The 19,589-nt window shown below is 37.1% G+C and carries 17 protein-coding genes; 10 read left to right on the top strand and 7 right to left on the bottom strand.

Translation table 11 applies throughout. From position 1 onward, the window contains the following. Positions 1 to 37: 37 nt before the first annotated feature. From ACZZZW_RS04765 to ACZZZW_RS04780, 4 genes are all read right to left on the bottom strand, one after another. On the bottom strand, positions 38 to 3,232 hold the full coding sequence (locus ACZZZW_RS04765; protein ID WP_055908477.1) for an efflux RND transporter permease subunit: 3,195 nt from the start codon (positions 3,230 to 3,232) through the stop codon (positions 38 to 40). A gap of 62 nt (positions 3,233 to 3,294) precedes the next feature. Further along, on the bottom strand, positions 3,295 to 4,362 hold the full coding sequence (locus ACZZZW_RS04770) for an efflux RND transporter periplasmic adaptor subunit (RefSeq protein ID WP_055908473.1): 1,068 nt from the start codon (positions 4,360 to 4,362) through the stop codon (positions 3,295 to 3,297). A 2-nt stretch (positions 4,363 to 4,364) separates the two neighbouring features. Next, positions 4,365 to 5,705 (bottom strand): TolC family protein, encoded by a 1,341-nt coding sequence (locus tag ACZZZW_RS04775; protein WP_055908471.1) that lies wholly within the window; start codon positions 5,703 to 5,705, stop codon positions 4,365 to 4,367. A 70-nt stretch (positions 5,706 to 5,775) separates the two neighbouring features. Then, a complete protein-coding gene (locus ACZZZW_RS04780; protein WP_055908467.1) occupies positions 5,776 to 6,387 on the bottom strand; it encodes a TetR/AcrR family transcriptional regulator in 612 nt (203 codons plus the stop codon). A 167-nt stretch (positions 6,388 to 6,554) separates the two neighbouring features. Between ACZZZW_RS04780 and ACZZZW_RS04785 the strand changes: the two genes are divergently transcribed. The 4 genes from ACZZZW_RS04785 (at position 6,555) to ACZZZW_RS04800 (ending at position 9,179) form a co-directional block, all read left to right on the top strand. Continuing rightward, positions 6,555 to 6,995 (top strand): sterol desaturase family protein, encoded by a 441-nt coding sequence (locus tag ACZZZW_RS04785; RefSeq protein ID WP_200912296.1) that lies wholly within the window; start codon positions 6,555 to 6,557, stop codon positions 6,993 to 6,995. A gap of 8 nt (positions 6,996 to 7,003) precedes the next feature. Beyond that, on the top strand, positions 7,004 to 7,459 hold the full coding sequence (locus tag ACZZZW_RS04790; RefSeq protein ID WP_463492452.1) for a hypothetical protein: 456 nt from the start codon (positions 7,004 to 7,006) through the stop codon (positions 7,457 to 7,459). Between the two features lie 41 nt (positions 7,460 to 7,500). After that, positions 7,501 to 8,517, top strand: coding sequence for a UDP-N-acetylmuramate dehydrogenase (gene murB, locus ACZZZW_RS04795; protein WP_463492453.1), 1,017 nt, complete (start codon positions 7,501 to 7,503; stop codon positions 8,515 to 8,517). Positions 8,518 to 8,648: 131 nt separating this feature from the next. Further along, entirely contained in the window at positions 8,649 to 9,179 is a 531-nt protein-coding gene (locus ACZZZW_RS04800) for an RNA polymerase sigma factor (protein WP_055908459.1), read from the top strand. Between the two features lie 475 nt (positions 9,180 to 9,654). Here ACZZZW_RS04800 and ACZZZW_RS04805 read toward each other — a convergent pair whose 3' ends face one another. Then, positions 9,655 to 11,136, bottom strand: coding sequence for a phytoene desaturase family protein (locus ACZZZW_RS04805; protein ID WP_055908457.1), 1,482 nt, complete (start codon positions 11,134 to 11,136; stop codon positions 9,655 to 9,657). Positions 11,137 to 11,384: 248 nt separating this feature from the next. Between ACZZZW_RS04805 and ACZZZW_RS04810 the strand changes: the two genes are divergently transcribed. The 3 genes from ACZZZW_RS04810 to ACZZZW_RS04820 all read left to right on the top strand — a co-directional run bounded on the left by ACZZZW_RS04810 (position 11,385) and on the right by ACZZZW_RS04820 (position 13,520). Beyond that, a complete protein-coding gene (locus tag ACZZZW_RS04810; protein WP_055908454.1) occupies positions 11,385 to 11,915 on the top strand; it encodes a hypothetical protein in 531 nt (176 codons plus the stop codon). Continuing rightward, a complete protein-coding gene (locus ACZZZW_RS04815; protein WP_055908451.1) occupies positions 11,916 to 12,593 on the top strand; it encodes a lycopene cyclase domain-containing protein in 678 nt (225 codons plus the stop codon). A 684-nt stretch (positions 12,594 to 13,277) separates the two neighbouring features. Continuing rightward, positions 13,278 to 13,520: a cytochrome b5 domain-containing protein gene (locus ACZZZW_RS04820; RefSeq protein WP_055908448.1), complete on the top strand. Its 243-nt coding sequence runs from the start codon at positions 13,278 to 13,280 to the stop codon at positions 13,518 to 13,520. On the opposite strand, the gene ACZZZW_RS04825 is transcribed toward ACZZZW_RS04820, so the two are convergent. Then, entirely contained in the window at positions 13,507 to 14,334 is an 828-nt protein-coding gene (locus ACZZZW_RS04825; protein WP_055908445.1) for a helix-turn-helix domain-containing protein, read from the bottom strand. The genes ACZZZW_RS04820 and ACZZZW_RS04825 overlap by 14 nt on opposite strands. A gap of 85 nt (positions 14,335 to 14,419) precedes the next feature. Here ACZZZW_RS04825 and ACZZZW_RS04830 point away from each other — a divergent pair, with 85 nt between their 5' ends. From ACZZZW_RS04830 to ACZZZW_RS04840, 3 genes are read left to right on the top strand one after another with little or no spacing between them, the layout of a single operon-like run. Beyond that, the gene (locus ACZZZW_RS04830; RefSeq protein ID WP_055908442.1) at positions 14,420 to 15,757 is read left to right on the top strand and encodes a TolC family protein; all 1,338 of its coding nucleotides are present in this window, start codon (positions 14,420 to 14,422) and stop codon (positions 15,755 to 15,757) included. A 2-nt stretch (positions 15,758 to 15,759) separates the two neighbouring features. Beyond that, positions 15,760 to 16,818, top strand: a complete 1,059-nt coding sequence (locus ACZZZW_RS04835) for an HlyD family secretion protein (protein ID WP_055908439.1) — start codon at positions 15,760 to 15,762, stop codon at positions 16,816 to 16,818. Continuing rightward, on the top strand, positions 16,811 to 18,406 hold the full coding sequence (locus ACZZZW_RS04840) for an MFS transporter (RefSeq protein ID WP_055908438.1): 1,596 nt from the start codon (positions 16,811 to 16,813) through the stop codon (positions 18,404 to 18,406). The genes ACZZZW_RS04835 and ACZZZW_RS04840 overlap by 8 nt, the downstream gene beginning before the upstream one ends. Positions 18,407 to 18,662: 256 nt before the next feature. Here the strand turns inward: ACZZZW_RS04840 and ACZZZW_RS04845 are convergent, their stop codons facing one another. After that, a complete protein-coding gene (locus ACZZZW_RS04845) occupies positions 18,663 to 19,583 on the bottom strand; it encodes a PfkB family carbohydrate kinase (protein WP_463492454.1) in 921 nt (306 codons plus the stop codon). Positions 19,584 to 19,589: the final 6 nt, after the last annotated feature.

Below are 19,589 nucleotides of genomic sequence, written 5' to 3' on the forward strand. Positions count from 1 at the left end.
GGGTCGGGGCTAAATTGATTGTTAATCTGGATGTTTATTAATGTCCGTGATCTAGATCGTATTCATTTACATCTTTATGATCGTATGGTTCTTCCATCAGTTCATCAATTGTTTTGCCTTTTTTGTTGAAGCCTAATCTTTCTAACATTCTATCGAATATTAAGTATACTACAGGTACAACAATCAGGGTTAAGAATAACGAACTGGTTAAACCGCCTACAATAACCCAGGCCAAACCATTTTTCCACTCGGCACCTGCGCCGCTTGCCAATGCAATAGGAAGCATACCGAATACCATCGCAATGGTGGTCATTAAAATTGGGCGTAAACGTGCGTGGTTGGCTAAAACAAGCGCTTCTTTGGTTTCTTTACCTTCTGCTTTTAAGTGGTTGGTAAAATCGACAAGGATAATCGCATTTTTCGCTACCAGACCCATTAGCATAATTAAACCTAAAATGGTGAAGATACCGATTGAGTTATTGGTTAATGCTAAGGCTAACAATGCGCCGATTACTGCCAAAGGAAGCGAGAACATTACCACCAAAGGATAGATGAAACTATCATAAAGTGCAACCATAATCAGGTAAACCAAAATAATCGAAGCCAATAAAGCGATACCCAGAGTACCAAAACCTTCGCTCTGATTCTCCTGATCACCTGCCCAGCTATAACTTACGCCAACCGGTGCCTTTAATTTGCCGTTTTTCTGCATATCTTCCAGTTTTGCCTGGAATTCTGCAACCACGGTTCCTGTTGGCCTACCAATTGATTGGGCTTTAACAGATACTGAAGTAGATTTATTTAAACGTTCTAACTGGCTTGGTCCTGAACCCTCTGTAATGGTTGCAAACTGTGATAACTTAATCTGTTTATTATCGCTGTTTACAAAAATCAGGTTCCTTACGTCGTCGATATTCTGACGGTTAAAGTTTTGATATTGGATATTGATGTCGTATTCGTACTCACCTTTACGGTATTTACCATCGGTATTACCTGCAAAGGCGGTTTGCATGGTAGATCCAACCGTTTGTAACGTTAAGCCAACAGCCGACATCTTATCACGATCTACCTGAACATTAATCTCTGGTGTACCTTTTTCTACTGATAATTTTATCTCAGTTGCGCCGGGAATAGAAGCAAGTACTTTTTGTGCACCTTCAGCATATTTCAATGCACTATCTAAATCAGATCCCATTACCACCAACTGGATCGGTGCATTTTCTGCAATACCCAAAATACTAATCGGCACAGTTTTAACTTTGGCACCAACAAGCTCTTTAGCCAATGCACGACTCATTTTTGTAGCGAAAATATCCGAAGAAACGCCTTCACGCTGATCGCGTTCAACTAATTTTACGTTAATCTCCGATTTATATGCCGTAGCTTGCGTACCACCAAAATCACCGGTTGATTGTCCAACTGTAGTAATTAACTGAGTAATTTCTGGTTGTTTATCTAAATAAGCTTCAGCTTTTTGGGTTAAAAAGTTGGTTTGTTCTAAAGATGCATCTTTTGGTAATTCCAACTGCACCAAGAACTCTCCTTTATCTGATTTAGGGAAAAACTCTGATCCAATAAAGCCGCCAACTAATAAACCACATGAACTTAAAAACATTACTACTACGGCAACCAATGTTAGTGCTTTATGGTTTAATGACCATGTTAAGATGCTGGTGATCCAAAGTGTAAATTTCTTTAACTGTTTTTCGAACCAAAGGATGAAACGGCCAAATAGGTTTTTACCTTCAATACGTTCTAACTTACCAAAACGTGAGAAAATAAGTGGTACAATGGTGAATGAAGCTACCAATGATAGCAAAGTTGCAATAATTACCACAATACAGAACTGGCGAAGAATGTTCGATACCAAACCTGTACTTACCGCAATCGGGAAGAATACCACCACAATTACGAAAGTAATGGATACTACAGTAAAGCCAATTTCTCTTGTTGCATCAGATGCTGCCCTTACTTTATTTTTACCCATCTCCATGTGTCGCTGGATATTTTCCAGTACCACAATCGCATCATCCACCAGGATACCCACCACGAGTGATAGCCCCAATAACGACATTAAGTTTAAGGTAAAGCCAAATAAGCTGATTCCGATAAACGTAGCAATTAATGAAACCGGAATTGATACCATTACAATTAACGCGTTACGTAAACTGTGTAGGAAGAAAAGCATTACGAAAGCCACCAAGATAACTGCAAGTATTAAATCGTGAATTACCGCATCGGCAGATTCTAAGGTGAAAATTGAACTATCGTTAACAATTCTGATATCCAACTTATTTGCAGCATATTCATTTTTAAGCTTAGCAATAATAGCATGCACACCTTTACTCACTTCTACCGCGTTTGCATCACTTTGTTTAATAATCTGGATTGCAATGGAAGCTTTACGATCGATACGTGCCAGTTTTTCAGTTTCTTTTTGTGAATCCTGAACATCGGCAACATCACCTAAACGAATTTGTGCACCATCTTTAGTTGTTGTTAAAACAAGGTTTCTTAACTCTTCCATACTTCTGTACTTACCCGATAAACGGATCAGTACATCCTGGTTTTGCGTTTTAACACTTCCTGTAGGGAAATCTAAGTTAGAACTCAGAATTAATTGCTGCACCTGTGGAACAGAAAGGTTATAGCCCTGTAATTTATCAGCATCTAACGAAACCTGGATTTCGCGTTCCGAACCACCAACCAAGTTTACCTGTGCAATACCGCTTACCCTCGAAATTACCGGGGCAATACGTTTATCGATCAAATCGTAAAATGTAATATCGTCCATATTTGCCGAAGCAGACATGGTAATTACCGGTAAATCATCCAGAGAGAATTTACTTAATGATGGTGTTTTTACATCCTCAGGCAGATCAGAAAGAATGGCATTTACCTTTCTTTGTGCATCATTTAAGGAAATATCAATGTTTGCCGCATCAGTTAAGGTGATAGTAACAGTTGATAAACTCTCAAACGATACCGAGTTGATCTTTTTAATGTTTTCCATCGATGATACCGCATCCTCAATCTTTTTGGTTACGGTATTTTCAACCTCATTTGGTGAAGCACCAGGGTAGATGGTCGAAATAGATACTACGTTGTTAGAGAATTTTGGAAGTAATTCATAACCCAACGAAAAGTAACTTAGTAGCCCAAGCAAGGTTAATGCGGTAAATACCACAATTACCAGCGAAGGCCTTTTTATAGATATATCTGTTATCTTCATTTTAATTAGTATTGCGTTTTGCGATTGGCGTACCGCGTTTTAAAGCCAAAAAATCCCCTAACTTATTTTACGATACTCACTGCAGTACCTTCAGTTAAGTTAATCTGCCCGCTGGTAATTACCGTTTCACCTTCTTTTAAACCATCAAGAATTTCAACATTATCTCCCAAAATACGGCCAGCTACAACTGTGCGGGTTTTGGCTGTGTTGTTCGATTTATCCAATACAAAAACCTGGTTGCTGCTCACACTACCAACAAATGAGGTACGTGGAATTAGGATGCTTGGTGCCTGTTTAGGGAATTTGAATACCGCAGTTCCATACATACCTGCTTTAAGCGTATTTTTGTGGCTGTTATCTACCTCAATTTCAATCGGAAAGTTTAAAGTTGCATCAGCTTTAGCAGCGATGAAAGTTATTTTTCCTGAGAAATTATCAGTTGGGAAAACCGACGATTTAATTTCAATCTGATCTCCAACTTTAAGGTTGGCCACCTGCGATTCGTTCACATTAACCTTTAATTTTAATTTGGAAACATCAACCAGTTCAAATAATTGTGTACCCTGGGTATTTACAAAAGCACCAACTTCGATGTATCTTTTGTTAACAATTCCATTAATTGGCGATTTAATATTGGCATCACTTAATTTACGTTGCGAAGCCTGTAAACGCAATTTTGCATTTCTGGTAGCCAATTTAGCCTGATCCAACTGTTGTTGGGTTACCCCACCTGTTGAGAATGAACTTTGATACCTCGCTTCATCTTTAACCGCATTTTGGTAGTTAGCCTCTGCAGTTTCCCTGTCGGTATTGATAATTTCAGCATCAACGCGTGCCAAAACCTGTCCTTTGCTTACGCGGTCACCTTCATCTACATAAATGGCAGTAACACGACCAGCATTTTCTGATAAGAAATTAAGTTCCTGCTTAGGAATAAAGTTTCCATTTGCACTGAAATCTAAATTCACTGCTTTTTTCTCTACCTCAGCAATACGAACAGCAACAGCGCCACCGCCTTTAGCAATGAAAGCAGTTTTTTCTTCGTTCTTCTTTTTATTGTTGCTTAAAACATAAGCTATTGCGCCAATGGCAACAACAATTACGACAATTATGATAATTACTCTTTTCATTTCTATTTAACTAGCGATTTAATATTTCCGTTTGATTTGATTAATTGTATTTCGGCGATTTTATAATTTAATAAAGCCTGTGTATAGCTGTTTTGTGCCGAGGTAAGTGCATTTTCCGTATCCAAAAGATCGGTTAATGAAGCTAAACCATTGTTGTAGTTATTTTGGGTGCTTTTGTAAATTTCTTGAGCTAAATCAGCATTTTTACGCTGCGATTTTATGGTATTGATGTTATTCCGCAATTGAATCTTTGCATTTTCATAAGCAAGATTTAAAGAGTTTACAGATTCTTTTCGGCTTTCTTTTGCTTTTCTGATATCAACATCTGCCTGGCGGATTTTAGAGCGTGTTAAAAAGCCATTGAAAATAGGGATTCTCAGGGTTAAGCCAATTGCTGATGCCCCGTAACCAATTGCTGCCGCATTGGATTTTAAAAAGTCGAAACTATCGCTCTGACTGGAGTAAGTATAATTACCCGTTAAAGCCAACGATGGATAATATTCGGCAACATAGGCTTTTCTTTGCAGCGATAAGAGTTTATCCTGGTTATCCAAAAGTTTTACCTCAGTTCTGTTCGCCAAATCAATAGAATCTGTAAAAACAGGTAAAGTAGTTACTTCAGTTAATTCGGTGGCAGGTAAACTGATTGGTGTAGAAACCGGCATCCCCATCGAAAATTTTAACTGATTTTCCAGTTGGGTAATCGCGTTAATTACCTGTTCGCGTTGTGTGTTCAGGTTGGTTAAATTTACAGTAATACGATCTACATCGATTTTTCTTGCCAAACCGTTTTTATATTGATTGGAAACAATTTTTTCTACAATCTTTACATTTTTAATGTTTGTATCAATTACGTTTAGCTGCTGTCTGTTTACCAAAACCTGGTAATAATTGTTGGCAACCAATTCAATAATCTGCTCTTCTGTGTATTGAGAAGTAAGGTTATAATATTCCTCGCTTGATTTAGCCGCCTGTAAACCAGTAAAAACCTGTTGGTTAAACAGCTGTTGCGAAAGCTGAACACCTGCAGTCGAATTCCAGTTTTGGCCTAATTTAATCGCCTGTGTTTGTCCGCCAAAGTTAGCAACCAACTGGCCGATAATTGGGTTATAGGTTAAGCCTACGTTTCCTGTAAGCTGAGGTAAGGCCTGTGCCCTAACTTCCTCTACCTTATAACGTCCGCCTTCAATATCCAGTTTCGCATTCCGAACCTTGGTGTTGTTTTGGAGCGCAAAGGTTAGCGCATCTTTTAAGGTAATTTGCTGCTGAGCAACCACCAGTTGCGGCAAAACCGAACCGATAAGGAGTATGAGCATTAATTTTACCATTTTTACTCTAAGCATAATGTATTGTTTTTTTGTTTTTGGGTTCTTATTTAAGTTCTTCTGTAATAGCCGAAGATTTTATTTTCTGTTAGTCTGCACACCTTAAACCCCTAACAAAAATGCTGGTGAGGTTTTTTTGTTTAAGCGTCATCCTGTTGAAAGCTTTTTTATCAGGGAACAGATCTTTTCCAGTTTCCATAATGCACATGGTACAAAGGCCCATCAAACTTTCCAGGTAGAGTTCGGCAACGTGGGCCGTATCATCATGTTCTATTTCTCCCTTGGCTTTGGCCTGACTGAATATCTCTGCAAAAAAATCTTTTTCAGATCTTTTAAGTGTTTGTAACTTGCCTTTAATTACATCATCATTTAATAAATCAGGAATACCTTCTGTAATTCTTAACATGTAATATTTCTGAAAAAATGTATTTCTTACATCTATGGTGTTAAAAAGTATTTCATCCAGGGGTTGGTCCGGATTGTATTTCTTTTTTATCAACTCAAAAAAATCGTGAAATACCCGTTCAATTACACCAATGATTAAATGCTTTTTATCCGGAAAATAATAATAGAGTGATGGTTTGGAAACTGACAGGTCCTCAGCAATATCATTCATCGTTGTTTTACCAATCCCAAAATGGATAAAGCGTTTTATAGCACCATCAATAATTTGCTCTCTCTTTTTATCGGCTACAATCATTTTACTTTTCTACTTTCTGACTTTTTTAATATTTTAGTCAAAAATAGTGCTAAAAAATGATTTGTCAGGAATGGTTTATTGAAAAGTATATTAAGCTTACAATGGTATGACATAATTTTTAATCTTAGCGTGTTTATATATCTTTACAAACCAATCATTTATAAAACTTGTCAGTAATTATCAATTTCCTAACGGTACTATTTACCATCATAATAATGGAGTGTTTCTCCTGGTTTATACATAAATATTTATTTCATGGCCCGCTATGGTTTATGCATAAAAGCCACCATCAAAAAGCGAAATCATTTTTTGAGTGGAATGATGTTTTTGCGGTTTTATTTGCTGCACTGTCATTGTATTTAATGTATATAGATCGCGATCACTTAAGCTATAAGTTTTTTATCGGCCTGGGTATTACTTTATATGGTATTATTTATTTTGTGGTACACGATTGGTTTGTACACCGTAGGTTTAAAACCTTTAAAAGCAATAACACTTATTTGCAAGCGGTGCGGAAAGCGCATAAAATTCACCATAAAAATAGGGCTAAGGAGAAAGGGAAAGCTTTTGGGCTGCTTTTTGTGAGGAAAGACGTATTAAAAAGTTAAATTACAATATGAAAAATTATTCTCTGATCATTCTTATTTGTACTGCTTCATTGTTATTGTATTCATGTGGTAAGAAAACTAAAATCAATAAAGATCGCGCCATTGCACTTGTAGAAGCCCGCTATGATAACCGTGATGAAGACCTAGATTTTGATCAAGCAAGTTTAGATAGTCTCTATACTATTTCTCCTAAAGCTTATGCCGATAGCTTAAAAAAAGGAAATAAATTGGATACGACTTTGGCTTTGCTTGAAAGTGAAATAGAACATTTAAGTCAGGAAGAATCTGATAGTGTAGGATTGATCAGCGCGCAATTGACTAAAGAGCGGTACCGCCTGCTGGATCTGGCCAAAACCAAACCAGAATTTATAGGCTGGAAACTTTCTGGGGTAAAATCAGAAGATGCGAAAGCGAAGGGGTTGAGTTTTAATTTCGATAAGGAGATTACCAAAATTGTTCCTTAATTAATTTTTATTTTACTTTTGCAGCATAACATAAAATCACTATGCTTCAGATTCAGGAAAATATTTCGCTAAAACCATACAATTCATTTGGTATCGATGTTAAAGCTAAATATTTCGCAGAGGTATTTGCTGAAAAAGACCTGGTTAAGTTATTTGAAAATGAGCTGGTAAAATCTCAAAAACTTCTGATTGTAGGTGGAGGCAGCAATGTGTTGTTTACCCAAGATTACGATGGTTTGGTAATCAAAATCAGCATCAAAGGTATTCAATCTGAAGTTTTGGAGGATAAGGTCTTGGTAAGTGCAGGTGCCGGAGAAGTATGGAATGATTTTGTAGACTACTGTGTTCAGCATCATTTTGCTGGTGTAGAAAATTTAAGTCTGATTCCAGGTACTGTAGGCGCATCGCCCATACAAAATATTGGTGCATACGCGGTAGAGCTTAAAGATGTTTTTGAAAGCTGTACTGCATTTGAGATCAGCACCGGGCAAATTAAAACCTTTAATTATGAAGATTGCCACTTCGGCTACCGCGAAAGTATTTTTAAAGGGGTATTAAAAGGCCAATATATTATTACATCTGTTACGTTCCGCCTTTCTTCCGAAGCGAAAATAAATACTTCTTATGGTGCAATCGAAACAGAATTGCATAACAGAGGGATCGAAAATCCAACTATTGCAGATGTATCGGCGGCTGTATCACATATCCGCGTAAGCAAATTGCCAGATCCTTCAACCATTGGAAACGCCGGGAGTTTCTTCAAAAATCCTGTGATTGAAAAGTATGAGTTTGCAGATATTGTAGCAAAACACCCCGATGTGGTTCATTACGCTACAGCTGATAATAAAATTAAATTGGCCGCAGGCTGGTTGATTGAACAATGTGGCTGGAAGGGTAAAATTGTTGGGCAAACAGGCACCTGGAAAAATCAAGCTTTGGTTTTAGTTAATCATGGTGGTGCAACTGGCACGGAAGTGTATGCTTTTTCTGAACAGATTATAGACAGTGTAAAGTCCACTTTTGGAGTCACTTTAGAAAGAGAAGTAAATATTCTGTGACGAAACCATGCCTTAGCGTATTTGTACGCCTTTTGCACCATGCCAAAAATTTTTGGTACTAAGTTTGTTTACAAATAAGGGAATGAGCATAAATTCATTTGTTTTTTTTAAATCCCCTAAAGCTAAACATCATGACAAAATTTGAATTCAATCATCTGGTTAATCATCACTCGGTATCACTTAGATCTTATGCTTTAAATTTTACAAAAGACGCAGAAGACGCTAATGATTTGGTTCAGGATACCATGCTGAAAGCGATCACTTATTATAATAAGTTTAAAGAGGGTACGAATTTAAAAGGTTGGTTATTTACCATCATGAAAAACACTTTTATCAATAACTACCGCCGTTTAGTGAAAACGAATACATTAATTACACAAAGCGAAGATATTTCTTCTGCTAACCTTTCATATAGTGCTACAAAAAATCAGGCTGAAAGTAAATTTGTATTAGGTGATATTGATAAAGCATTATCACAATTACCCGAAGAATATTATGTGCCGTTTATCCGTTATTTTGAAGGCTATAAATACCATGAAATTGCTGATATGTTGGAAATTCCAATCGGAACAGTTAAAACCCGTATTCACGTTGCAAGAGGAATTTTGAAAAAATACCTTAAAACGTACTCTAAAGAAGTTGCCGTTAGCGAAATGGCTTAAGATACATCGATTGAAAAACTTGGGGCTCAGATTTTATCTGGGCCCTTTTTTTGTTCCCTTATATACATGATCCTTGATTTCTGGCGTATTGCAATGCAGTTAAGAAATCTATTTGCCGGATCTTAATATTTGGTTGACAAAATTATCTAAGCATCTTTTTTAAGGATCATGAGTTGAATTGCCAATCACGGCTTTCGATAATGGTATTGATTTACCTCTGCCTGGTTGCCCGGCCTAAATGACGATCAGCTATTGAACTGGATATTTGAAGTTTTCTGTAAAAAGCAAAAGGCCTGAATTATCAGGCCTTTTTGCTTATCATATATTTGGTTAGTTGATTCTTATTTTTGCTTTCAACAATTCGCCTTCTCTCTTATTTCGAAACAAATGCAAACCTCGAACAATTATGTGTTTTAAAGCTTTATTGCAGTGTTTTTGTTTTGTGGTTATAAAGATAAGGGAAATTTTAAATTTGTCAAGCTTTTTTTAACTTTTTTTTTATTTCTTTTGCTACCACTTGTCCAGATATGATTGCAGGTGGCACTCCAGGGCCTGGAACGGTTAATTGTCCGGTATATAAAAAATTTGTTACCTTACTTTTCATTTTAGGTTTTAGGAAAGCGGTCTGTTTCAAAGTGTTTGCTAGTCCATACGCATTTCCTTTAAAGGCATGATAGTCTGCAACAAAATCATCCATAGCGTAACTGCGTTTAAATAAAATATGATCAGTAATGTCGTTTCCTGTTAAATCTTTGAAGCGTTTAAGTAATAAATTAAAGTATTCTTCCCTTTTGCTTTCACTGTCTTTTAAACCAGGTGCAAGCGGAACTAAAAAAAAGAGGTTCTCGCAACCTTGAGGTGCAACGCTTGGATCGGTAACTGAAGGGCAGCAGGCATAAAATAAGGGCTTAGCCGGCCATTTCGGATCCGTGTAGATTTCTTCTGCATGTTGATCGAAATTTTCATCGAAAAATAAATTGTGGTGTAAAACGTTTTTTAGCTTTGTGTTAAGCCCAATATAAAATAAAAGGCATGAGGGAGCCATTGTTCTACTGTTCCAATATTTTTCGCTGTAATTGCGGTATGGTTTTTCAAATAAATGCTGATCTATATGTTGATAATCAGCATTGCCCACTACAAAGTCACTTTTAAATGTGCCCTTATCAGTAATCACTTCTTCAGCAATGTTATTTTGAACTTCAATTTTGGTTACTTCTGTATCAAAAATAAATTTTACGCCTTCAGCTTCAGCTATGTTTTGCATGGCAGCCACAATTTTATGCATCCCGCCCATGGGGTACCAGGTACCTAAAACAAGATCTGCATAGTTCATCAGGCTGTATAAAGCAGGAGTATTTTGCGGTGTGGCACCTAAAAATAAAACCGGAAATTCCAGAAGTTTCCTCAATTGCTCATTTTTAAACAATTGATGTACATGTTTCCGCATGTTGCCCAGTAACTGCAGTTTTACTCCGCTAATGGCCAATCGCGGATCAAAATATTCCATTACGCTGTGTGAAGGTTTAAAAACATATTCATTCATGCCAACATCATATTTATATTTGGCCTGATCGAGAAAAGATTGAAGGTTTTTAGTGCTGCCAGGCTCTAGCTTTTCAAATAATGCATATAGTTCATCCAGTGTAGCAGGCACATCAATGCGTTCATCTTTGTCAAAATAAATACGATAGGAAGGGCTTAATCTTTTGAGTTCGTAAAAATCGGATGCTGTTTTATTAAAAATATTGTAATAGTTTTCAAAAACATCTGGCATCCAGTACCAGCTTGGCCCCATATCAAAAGTAAAACCGTCTTTTTCCCAGGTTCTGGCCCGGCCGCCTGCCATTCCATTTTTTTCGATTACGGTAACCTCGTAACCATCTTTAGCCAACAGTGCTGACGCGGCCAAACCTGCAAAACCGGCACCAATTATAGTAACCTGAAGTTTTTTCTCCATGGTGTAAATAAAGGAAATTTATCTTGTTTTGTTTTGTTTTTTTGTCATTCAGGGCATCGGTTATTTTAAATGCAATGGGGAATTTGTAGAGGATGTCGAATCTAGGTGATTACTCCAGGTTATCTCTTTTATTTTTAAGGGTTTAAGGAGGTTGAGCGAGTTTTCTTAACGTTATCAATATAGTTATATTAAAGAGTGGATATCTGCCGAGAGAACTCTTGATAGATTTATTACCTTTGCGGCTAAACATGATTAAACTAAGCCTTATATGTTTTCTGCTCCTAGCGGCAAGCAATATTACTTATGCCCAGTTATCTACTCAAGAAATTGCGGTATTAAAAGCCAATATGGTAAAAGCGGTAGAAAATTCAAAGCTAACTGATTCTCTTTTTACGCAATTGAATAAATTGCCTAATAAAACAGCACTGATTACGGGCTATACCGGAACATTGGAAGCTTTGAAGGCAAAACATTCCTGGAATCCATATAACAAGATCAAATATGTTGGCAGCTCGCTTAAAACCCTGCAAAAGGCTATTGATATGGATAAAGAAAATATGGAAATTCGTTTTATGCGCTTTTCTATCGAATTTTATACGCCTTCATTTTTGGGTTTCAGTAAAGATTTGGCTGTTGATAAAAAGGAAATTGTTAAGCATTATCAAAATGAAAATTTTGGCCTTGCCGACCAAGACTTGGTTAAAAACGTTGCCAAATTTATGATTGATAGTAAAAAGTGTACGCCGGCAGAAGTTAAAATTTTAAAGAAACACCTATAAATGCATTATACCTATTTATTCATAAACCTTGCCGTAATTTTCTTTCCGCTGGTTTTATCCTTCGATAAAAAGGTTCATTTTTTTAGCAAGTGGAAATTTATATTTCCTGCAATACTGATTACCGGAATTGTGTTTTTAGTATGGGATATCCTTTTTACCAAACTAAATGTATGGTCGTTTAACCCCGATTACCTGGTTGGAATAAATCTTTTAGGATTGCCCCTGGAAGAAATGCTCTTCTTTTTAACGGTTCCGTACGCGTGTGTATTTATTTATGAATGTTTAAATGCCTATTTCCCGAAAAATGATTTGCAGAAATATAGTCTGGCACTAAGTAATTTATTTCTTGGTCTTTGTGTGGCCATTCTTTTTTTTGGTTACAGCAGGTGGTATACGCTAATTAATTTCGGCTTTTTGTTTGTAGTATTGGCTTATGTAGAATACATCAATGTTGAGTATAGGTTTATGTACAGGTTTTACAGGGCTTATTTGGTTTCTTTAATACCTTTTTATGTTGTTAATGGATTTTTGACTTCCATTCCGATAGTGATGTATAACGATAAGCAGAACCTGGGTTTCAGAGTGGGCACGATTCCTTTTGAGGATCATTTTTATTTAATGAGTTTGTTGTTGATGAATATTTACCTGTACGAGGTTTTTAAAAACAAGCGACGATAATCTGAAGAGATTTGTTTTTTAAGTGCCCTGTAATTTATTTTGATTTTTATAAATAAATTATCCCTCAGGATGACACAACTAAGGGATGATCATCTATGAATTTCCGTGCTTCCGTGGCAAAAACTGATCTCTGTGTCGATATGTGGTTAAAATTATTTCTCCTTAAATAGTCCTCGTTTGTAACGAGGATTTTTGAGGTACGCATTTGCAATGCAAAATTAATTCCTTTAAGAGCGATAAAATCGCTTTACTCGTACATCCTCGTTGCAAACGAGGACGATGTTGTATGATCATCTATGAATTCTCCGTGCTTTCTGTGTTTCCGTGGCAAAAACTGATCTCTGTGTAAATCTGTGGTTAAAGTCTTAAATAGTCCTCGTTTGTAACGAGGATTTTTGAGGTACGCATTTGCAATGCGAAAATAATTCCTTTAAGAGCGATAAAATCGCTTTTCTCGTACATCCTCGTTGCAAACGAGGACGATGTAGTATGATCATCTATGAATTTCCGTGCTTCCGTGGCAAAAACTGATCTCTGTGTATATCTGTGATTAAAATTTTTTCTCTTTAATAATGAATCGAAGCTTTGACTATACAAGGCATGTAAAATCATATAAGCTCACTGCTTTCTATTTTATATATGTTTAAAAACCTTTTGATTATCTTCAACCCGAAATTGATTTAAATGGATTTACCAGCTTATACCAAGCAACAGCTCGCCTTACGCAACGGACAGGATAAACCTCAGATCTGGGTGGCTTATAAGGGGCTTATCTACGATATGACTGAGAGCAGGCTTTGGAGAAACGGTAAACATTATGAGCATTGGGCAGGGCAGGATTTAACTGATGAATTGCCCGATGCACCCCATACTGATGCTGTTTTTGAAAAATTTGTACCTATTGCGATGCTGGTTAAACCAGGTTAATTTTAGTAAGAGTTGATTGTTTTAATTCTTTAAATTCTGAGGGTCTTTTACCCACCATCTTATAAAAAGTATTACTGAAAGAAGAAATGCTATTGTAGCCCACCTGGTAGGCAACCTCGCTGATTGTGGCATCGCTTTCCAATAATTTTTCCATTGCCTTTATCATCCGGGCCAGTTTTAGGTATTGAAAAAAGGAAGTATCCAAAGCCGATTGAAATAATCTTGATAGGGTACGTTCGCTAAAACCCATCGCTTTGCCCACACTTTCCAAACTCATGCCATCATCTGCAAGTCCATTTACAATATGTTGTAACACAGGTCTTAAACGCTGGTTTTCTGTAGTTGGCAACGCAATAGGGAGGGGGTGTTCGCTCACCACAGGCAAAATATTCTTAAGTGTATTTAAAAAATCGTATTCTTTCGTTTTTGGAACAATATTTCCATTCCAACGCTCAGAAAAAAGGAACATTTCTAACAAGAGGTTATTTACAGGATATATTCCGATTTGTTTATAAAACGGATTTTCATCATCCGTAGCGGTATCAAAATAAATATTCCGAACAATTGCGGCATGGTACCGGTGTTGTAAATGATGTTCTACTCCGGCCGGAATCCAAACATAGTGCCGTGCAGGCAAAAAGTAGGATTTCTCTTTTGTATACAAAAAAATAATGCCTCCCTCTACATAAGTGAGTTGTCCTTTTAAATGGCTGTGGTCTTGAAACCGGTCTTCAAACCGGCTATGCCAAACGTACATGGTTTCTGGTTTTTCGTCTATTGCAAATAAAAGGTCTTCGTTGCTAACTTTTATCATTTGGCTGGTTTGAATAAATATCTGTCAGTTTAGATAAAACAAAGTAACAAATCTGTAACGAAATTTGCATCATTAATTAACGAATATGAATTTTAACAGAAATAAAAGATCGTTTTGGTTGTGCATCGCACTTCTTTTATCATCAATTTTTGTTCATCCACAAGCCATTCCGCATCAGGATAATTTTACCATTAACCAGGTTTGGGCACTTGCAGATAGTAACAATAAAAAAATACAAATGCAGGGCCTCAATGTGCAGGCTGCTGATGCGCATGTAAAGGTAAGCAAGGCCGAAAGGTTACCCGAAATTGCTGCCGAAGGAGTTTATGCTCATGTTTTACCCTTACCTATTTACGAAAACGGACTTTTTCATACCCCTAGCCAGTTTCCGGTTGCACCAACTTATTATAAAGCAGGTGCTGATGCTTATTTCAATATTTATAATGGAGGAAAAACCAGTACTGAAATTAATGCCTCGAAAGTGGAAAGCGAATTGAGCAGGGTACAAAAAGGACAAAGTACACAGGAAATCCATTATACAGTTGCGGTTTATTTTTACGATGTATTCCGTAATATTTCTTACCAGGATTTATTGGAACAAGACATCCGCGACCGCGAAAAGCAATTGGCAGAAATTAACCAGTTATATAAAAACGGAACGATATTAAAAAGTGATGTATTGAGGGCAGAATTGCGCCTTTCTAAGCAGCGCATGTTGTTAACAGAAATTAACAATAGCATCAAAATCGCTAAACAGAAACTTAATATTTTAATTGGCAGGGCAGATGATGCGCCTCTGAATCCTCAAATATCTGACAATGAAACAGACGCCATTGCACTAAAGCAGATTGACGAATATTTTAATGATGCCGAAACAACTTCTTACAAAATAAAAATTTCGGAGAAAGAACAGGCCCTCGCAAAATTGAAACTAAAGAATGTAAAATCCAATGTTATGCCCTCTTTGGGTTTTTTTGGGGAATATGCCTTTGCATACCCGCAAATTCAGTTTTATCCTTATGCGTTATCGCTTTATAGTAATGGTATGGTTGGATTAAAACTTAAAATTCCGATTTCATCTTGGTATACCAATCAACACAAAGTTAAGGAGGCGGAGATTAAGGTGCATCAGCAGGAAGTTGAAGATGAAGATGTGAAAGATCAGATCCGCCAGGAAGTGCAGGAAAATTATATCCGCTATAAAGAATCGGTACAACGCATTGCACTTGCAGAAGAAAACATTAAGCAGGCCACAGAAAGTTATCGGATTGTACAAAATACCTATTTCAACCAACTGTCGCTTTTAACCGACTTGCTGGATGCAGAAACGCAATTATTGCAATCGCGGTTCGAACTCACCACTGCAAAGGTGAATGCTAAAATACAATACTATCAATTACAAAAAGCCGTAGGAAACTTATAAAAATGAACACACAGAAACAAAGCAAAGCCGATAAAATCATCAGTAGAATTACCACAATAATAGCACTCATCGTTTTAGTGATATTGATGATATGGGGTGGAAAAACGCTCATCGGCTATATGAAATTTGAAGAAACAAACGATGCACAGGTGGATGAATACATCAATCCGGTAACTGCACGAGTGAGTGGTTACATTAAAGAAGTGAAATTTGAAGAGAACCAGGAAGTGAAAAAGGGTGATACCCTGGTTTTAATAGATGATGATGATTATACCGTTCAACAAGATGAGGCAGCGGCTTCTTTGCTAAATGCGAAGGCACAGGTTTCGGTACAACAAAGTAATATTAAAACAGCCCAAAGTACGGCCTTGGTTGCGGAAGCTAAAATTGCTGCTGCAAAGGCAAAGCTCTGGAAACAGCAGGCGGAATATGCCCGCTATAAAAAACTTTTTGATGCTGAATCGGCTACCCGCCAACAGTTGGAAACGGTTGAGAGTTTATTGCAGGTTGCACAGGCAGAATATCAGGCATCAAGAGAAGATTATTTAACTGCTATCTCCAAAACGAATGATATTAAGGCCCAAAGTGATGTGCTGGAATCTGAAATAAAGCGAAGACAGGCCGTTGTAAAAAGAAACAACCTGAATACTTCCTATACGGTAATTGTTGCGCCTTATGATGGTAAAATGGGTAGAAGAACCATCCAGGCAGGTCAATTGGTTCAAATCGGCCAAACTATTGCTTATCTGGTTGATCGGACAGCTGGAAAATGGGTGGTGGCTAATTTTAAAGAAACCCAGATTGCTAAAATGCATGTTGGCGAAAAAGTAAATGTTGAGGTTGATGCTTTTCCTGGTCGACAGTTTATTGGAGAAATTGAATCCCTATCTGGTGCTACAGGCTCAAGGTTTTCGCTATTGCCCCCAGATAATGCTACCGGAAACTTTGTAAAAATTGCACAGCGTATCCCGGTTCGCATCCGTTTGGGTAAAAATGACCAGGGCATTGAGCTTTTAAGTGCGGGAATGAGTGCTAGTGTTAAAGTGAAAAAAAATGACTGATCATTTGCTTATATTTAAAGTTAAAGTACCCGAATGGGTGATAATTCTGAGCATTTTTGCGGTACTTTTATCGTCGGTATTGCTTTTTGCACTCTCTACCGCTGATGGGACCGCTGCGGCTGGCTATTATGGTGCAAGTGCATCGGATGTTCAGTTTTCATTATTGATGTTTTATGCCGCAGTTGCCAGTTTTGCCGTTGTAGAACGCCGTTTTTTTGCCAGGGTAGTTACTAAAGATTATTTATTGATCTGCATCATTCTTGAAATTCTTATTGCGTACTGGTGTTACCATACCCGCGAAATCTGGTTGGTTTTTACATTGAGGTTTCTACAAGGAATTGTGAATTGCGGCCTTACCAGTATATCACTAAATTTACTTTTTAGCAGGTTAAAATCCGAACACGCAAAAGAAACTGGTTATACCATTTTTTATGGAATGATTCTCTGTGTATCTCCGGTTACGGCACTTTTTTCTGTTCCAATTGTTGAAAATTATGAATATAATGTTTTATATAAAGCCATTATATTCTGTTTTTTACCTAGTGCAATATTGCTTTTTAGTGTAATGAACAGGGTACATTTGTTACGCAAAACACCACTTTATAAAATTGATTGGCTGAGTTTTGTGCTTTTTTCTGCCATGCTTGTACTTATTGCCTATGTTCTGGTTTATGGTCAGCAATACGATTGGCTGGATGATACAAGTATCCGTTACGCTATTTTAGCGATTTTATTTTTGTTTGTGGTTTCTATTAGCCGGCAGCTTACCCTAAAAAGGCCGGCAGTTGACCTCAGTATTTTCAGATCGAGGAATTTTGCCATCGGAATTGTTTTCCTGGTTATTCTTTATATTGTTCGTGGTGCTTTCAGTTTAACATCTTCATATTTTATTAATGTTTTGGGGATGGATTCTTTGCATGCCAACGAGATTATGATCTTCAATATTGCAGGGGTTGTAGTGGGCTCAGTAGTTGCGATTCGATTTTTGATCCGTAAAAAACATTTAAGGGTGTTGTGGATAAGTGGTTTTGTATTGCTTTTTGTGTTTTTTTTATGGATGTGCCAACTGTTTGCCAGTGAAGCAGGAACAGAAAACTTTTACGTACCGCTTTTTTTGCAAGGTGTGGGCGCTGGGATGGTGATGTCGCCAATTGTGATGTTCATTATGTCATCTGTTCCCGAAAATTTAAGCCAATCTGCATCATCTGTTGGTGTATTTGTGCGTTTTTCTACTTTTAGTCTCAGTTTGGCTTTAATTAATTTCTATCAGCTTTATTTTAAAGGAGAACAGAGCGATGATCTGCGTAGCGGTATCACCTTGTTGGATTTTAACCTGCCGGAAAGATTAAAAATGTATCAATCTGCTTTAATTGGCAAGGGTTTGCCTCACGATGAAGCGGGTAAAGTAGCTGTGGGTTTGCTGAACAAAGCCCTGCAAAAACAAACATTCCTACAGTTTTGTGTAAGCTATTATGAATGGATTGCAGCCCTTTGTTTTTTATCTATCATCCTGATAACATTGCAGCCGGTAATTAGCAAAACGGTGATTAATTTGAGAAACAAACAACCTGCAGCGGCAGGATTTTAAGTAACCATTAGCAAAAACCCTCATTTTGGGCAATACGTAATCTTAAAGCGATGGCTGCATGTAATAAATCTTTTAACCTCTGATCAGGAAATTTTGCCATAACAAAATGCTAAAATAAACTCAGCACATCAATCTGGTTAAATAAGTTGTAATGAAAAAAACCGCAGATTTAAAAGAAATTTATCTCTAAATCTGCGGTTCGTTTATCTGCAATCAACTGTAAACTGTTAACTGAAAACTGTCAACTGTAAACTGACTATGCTTCTATTGTAAAAGCACTTAAACTTACAAATTCCTGAATTCTGGCTGCAACTTCTTCATCTGTTAAATTTAATAGCTTTTCAGTTCCAAATTTTTCTACGCAGAACGATGCCAATGCTGAACCATATATGATTGCATTTTTCATATTATTAAAGCTAATTGTGCCTACTTTTGCCAAATAACCAATAAAACCACCCGCAAAAGTATCACCGGCACCAGTTGGGTCGAATACTTCAGCCAAAGGCAATGCCGGAGCAGAGAAAATCTGATCTTCATGGAACAATAAAGCACCATGTTCTCCTTTTTTAATAATCAGGTATTTTGGCCCCATGGCAAGGATTTTCTTTGCCGCTTTAACTAAAGAGTATTCGCCAGATAGCTGACGGGCTTCTGCGTCGTTAATGGTTAATACATCTACCAGTTTAATGGTTTCCAGTAAATCGTCCATCATAATATCCATCCAGAAATTCATGGTATCCATTACAATTAATTTCGGACGGTTTTTAAGGCGTTTAATTACCGTTTGTTGTACTTGTGGAGTAAGGTTTCCCAGCATCAAATATTCACAATCCTGATAGCTTTCTGGTATAACCGGATCGAAGTTTTCCAATACGTTCAACTCTGTAATCAAAGTATCGCGGCTGTTCATGTCATTATGGTATTTCCCCGACCAGAAGAAAGATTTTTCGCTTGTTTTAATCTGTAATCCTTCGGTATCAATCCCATGCGAAGTAAAGGTATCAATATCTGCTTGATGAAAATCATCACCAACAACTGCTACGATTTTTGCTTTATTATAAAAGTAAGATGCGGCTAAACTTGCGTAAGTTGCTGCTCCACCTACAATTTTATCCGTTTTTCCGAAAGGAGTTTCAATAGCATCAAAAGCTACAGTACCTATGATTATCAGGCTCATATCTAT

The organism is Pedobacter sp. AC379 (assembly GCF_979258145.1).

Coding starts and splice junctions, on each gene's coding strand:
- ACZZZW_RS04845 (WP_463492454.1), bottom strand. CDS start 19,583: ATGAGCCTGATAATCATAGGTACTGTAGCTTTTGATGCTATTGAAACT.
- ACZZZW_RS04790 (WP_463492452.1), top strand. CDS start 7,004: ATGAAAAATTATTCTCTGATCATTCTTATTTGTACTGCTTCATTGTTA.
- ACZZZW_RS04805 (WP_055908457.1), bottom strand. CDS start 11,136: ATGGAGAAAAAACTTCAGGTTACTATAATTGGTGCCGGTTTTGCAGGT.
- ACZZZW_RS04810 (WP_055908454.1), top strand. CDS start 11,385: ATGATTAAACTAAGCCTTATATGTTTTCTGCTCCTAGCGGCAAGCAAT.
- ACZZZW_RS04830 (WP_055908442.1), top strand. CDS start 14,420: ATGAATTTTAACAGAAATAAAAGATCGTTTTGGTTGTGCATCGCACTT.
- ACZZZW_RS04780 (WP_055908467.1), bottom strand. CDS start 6,387: ATGATTGTAGCCGATAAAAAGAGAGAGCAAATTATTGATGGTGCTATA.
- ACZZZW_RS04775 (WP_055908471.1), bottom strand. CDS start 5,705: ATGCTTAGAGTAAAAATGGTAAAATTAATGCTCATACTCCTTATCGGT.
- ACZZZW_RS04835 (WP_055908439.1), top strand. CDS start 15,760: ATGAACACACAGAAACAAAGCAAAGCCGATAAAATCATCAGTAGAATT.
- ACZZZW_RS04840 (WP_055908438.1), top strand. CDS start 16,811: ATGACTGATCATTTGCTTATATTTAAAGTTAAAGTACCCGAATGGGTG.
- ACZZZW_RS04800 (WP_055908459.1), top strand. CDS start 8,649: ATGACAAAATTTGAATTCAATCATCTGGTTAATCATCACTCGGTATCA.
- ACZZZW_RS04765 (WP_055908477.1), bottom strand. CDS start 3,232: ATGAAGATAACAGATATATCTATAAAAAGGCCTTCGCTGGTAATTGTG.
- ACZZZW_RS04770 (WP_055908473.1), bottom strand. CDS start 4,362: ATGAAAAGAGTAATTATCATAATTGTCGTAATTGTTGTTGCCATTGGC.
- ACZZZW_RS04825 (WP_055908445.1), bottom strand. CDS start 14,334: ATGATAAAAGTTAGCAACGAAGACCTTTTATTTGCAATAGACGAAAAA.
- ACZZZW_RS04815 (WP_055908451.1), top strand. CDS start 11,916: ATGCATTATACCTATTTATTCATAAACCTTGCCGTAATTTTCTTTCCG.
- murB (WP_463492453.1), top strand. CDS start 7,501: ATGCTTCAGATTCAGGAAAATATTTCGCTAAAACCATACAATTCATTT.
- ACZZZW_RS04820 (WP_055908448.1), top strand. CDS start 13,278: ATGGATTTACCAGCTTATACCAAGCAACAGCTCGCCTTACGCAACGGA.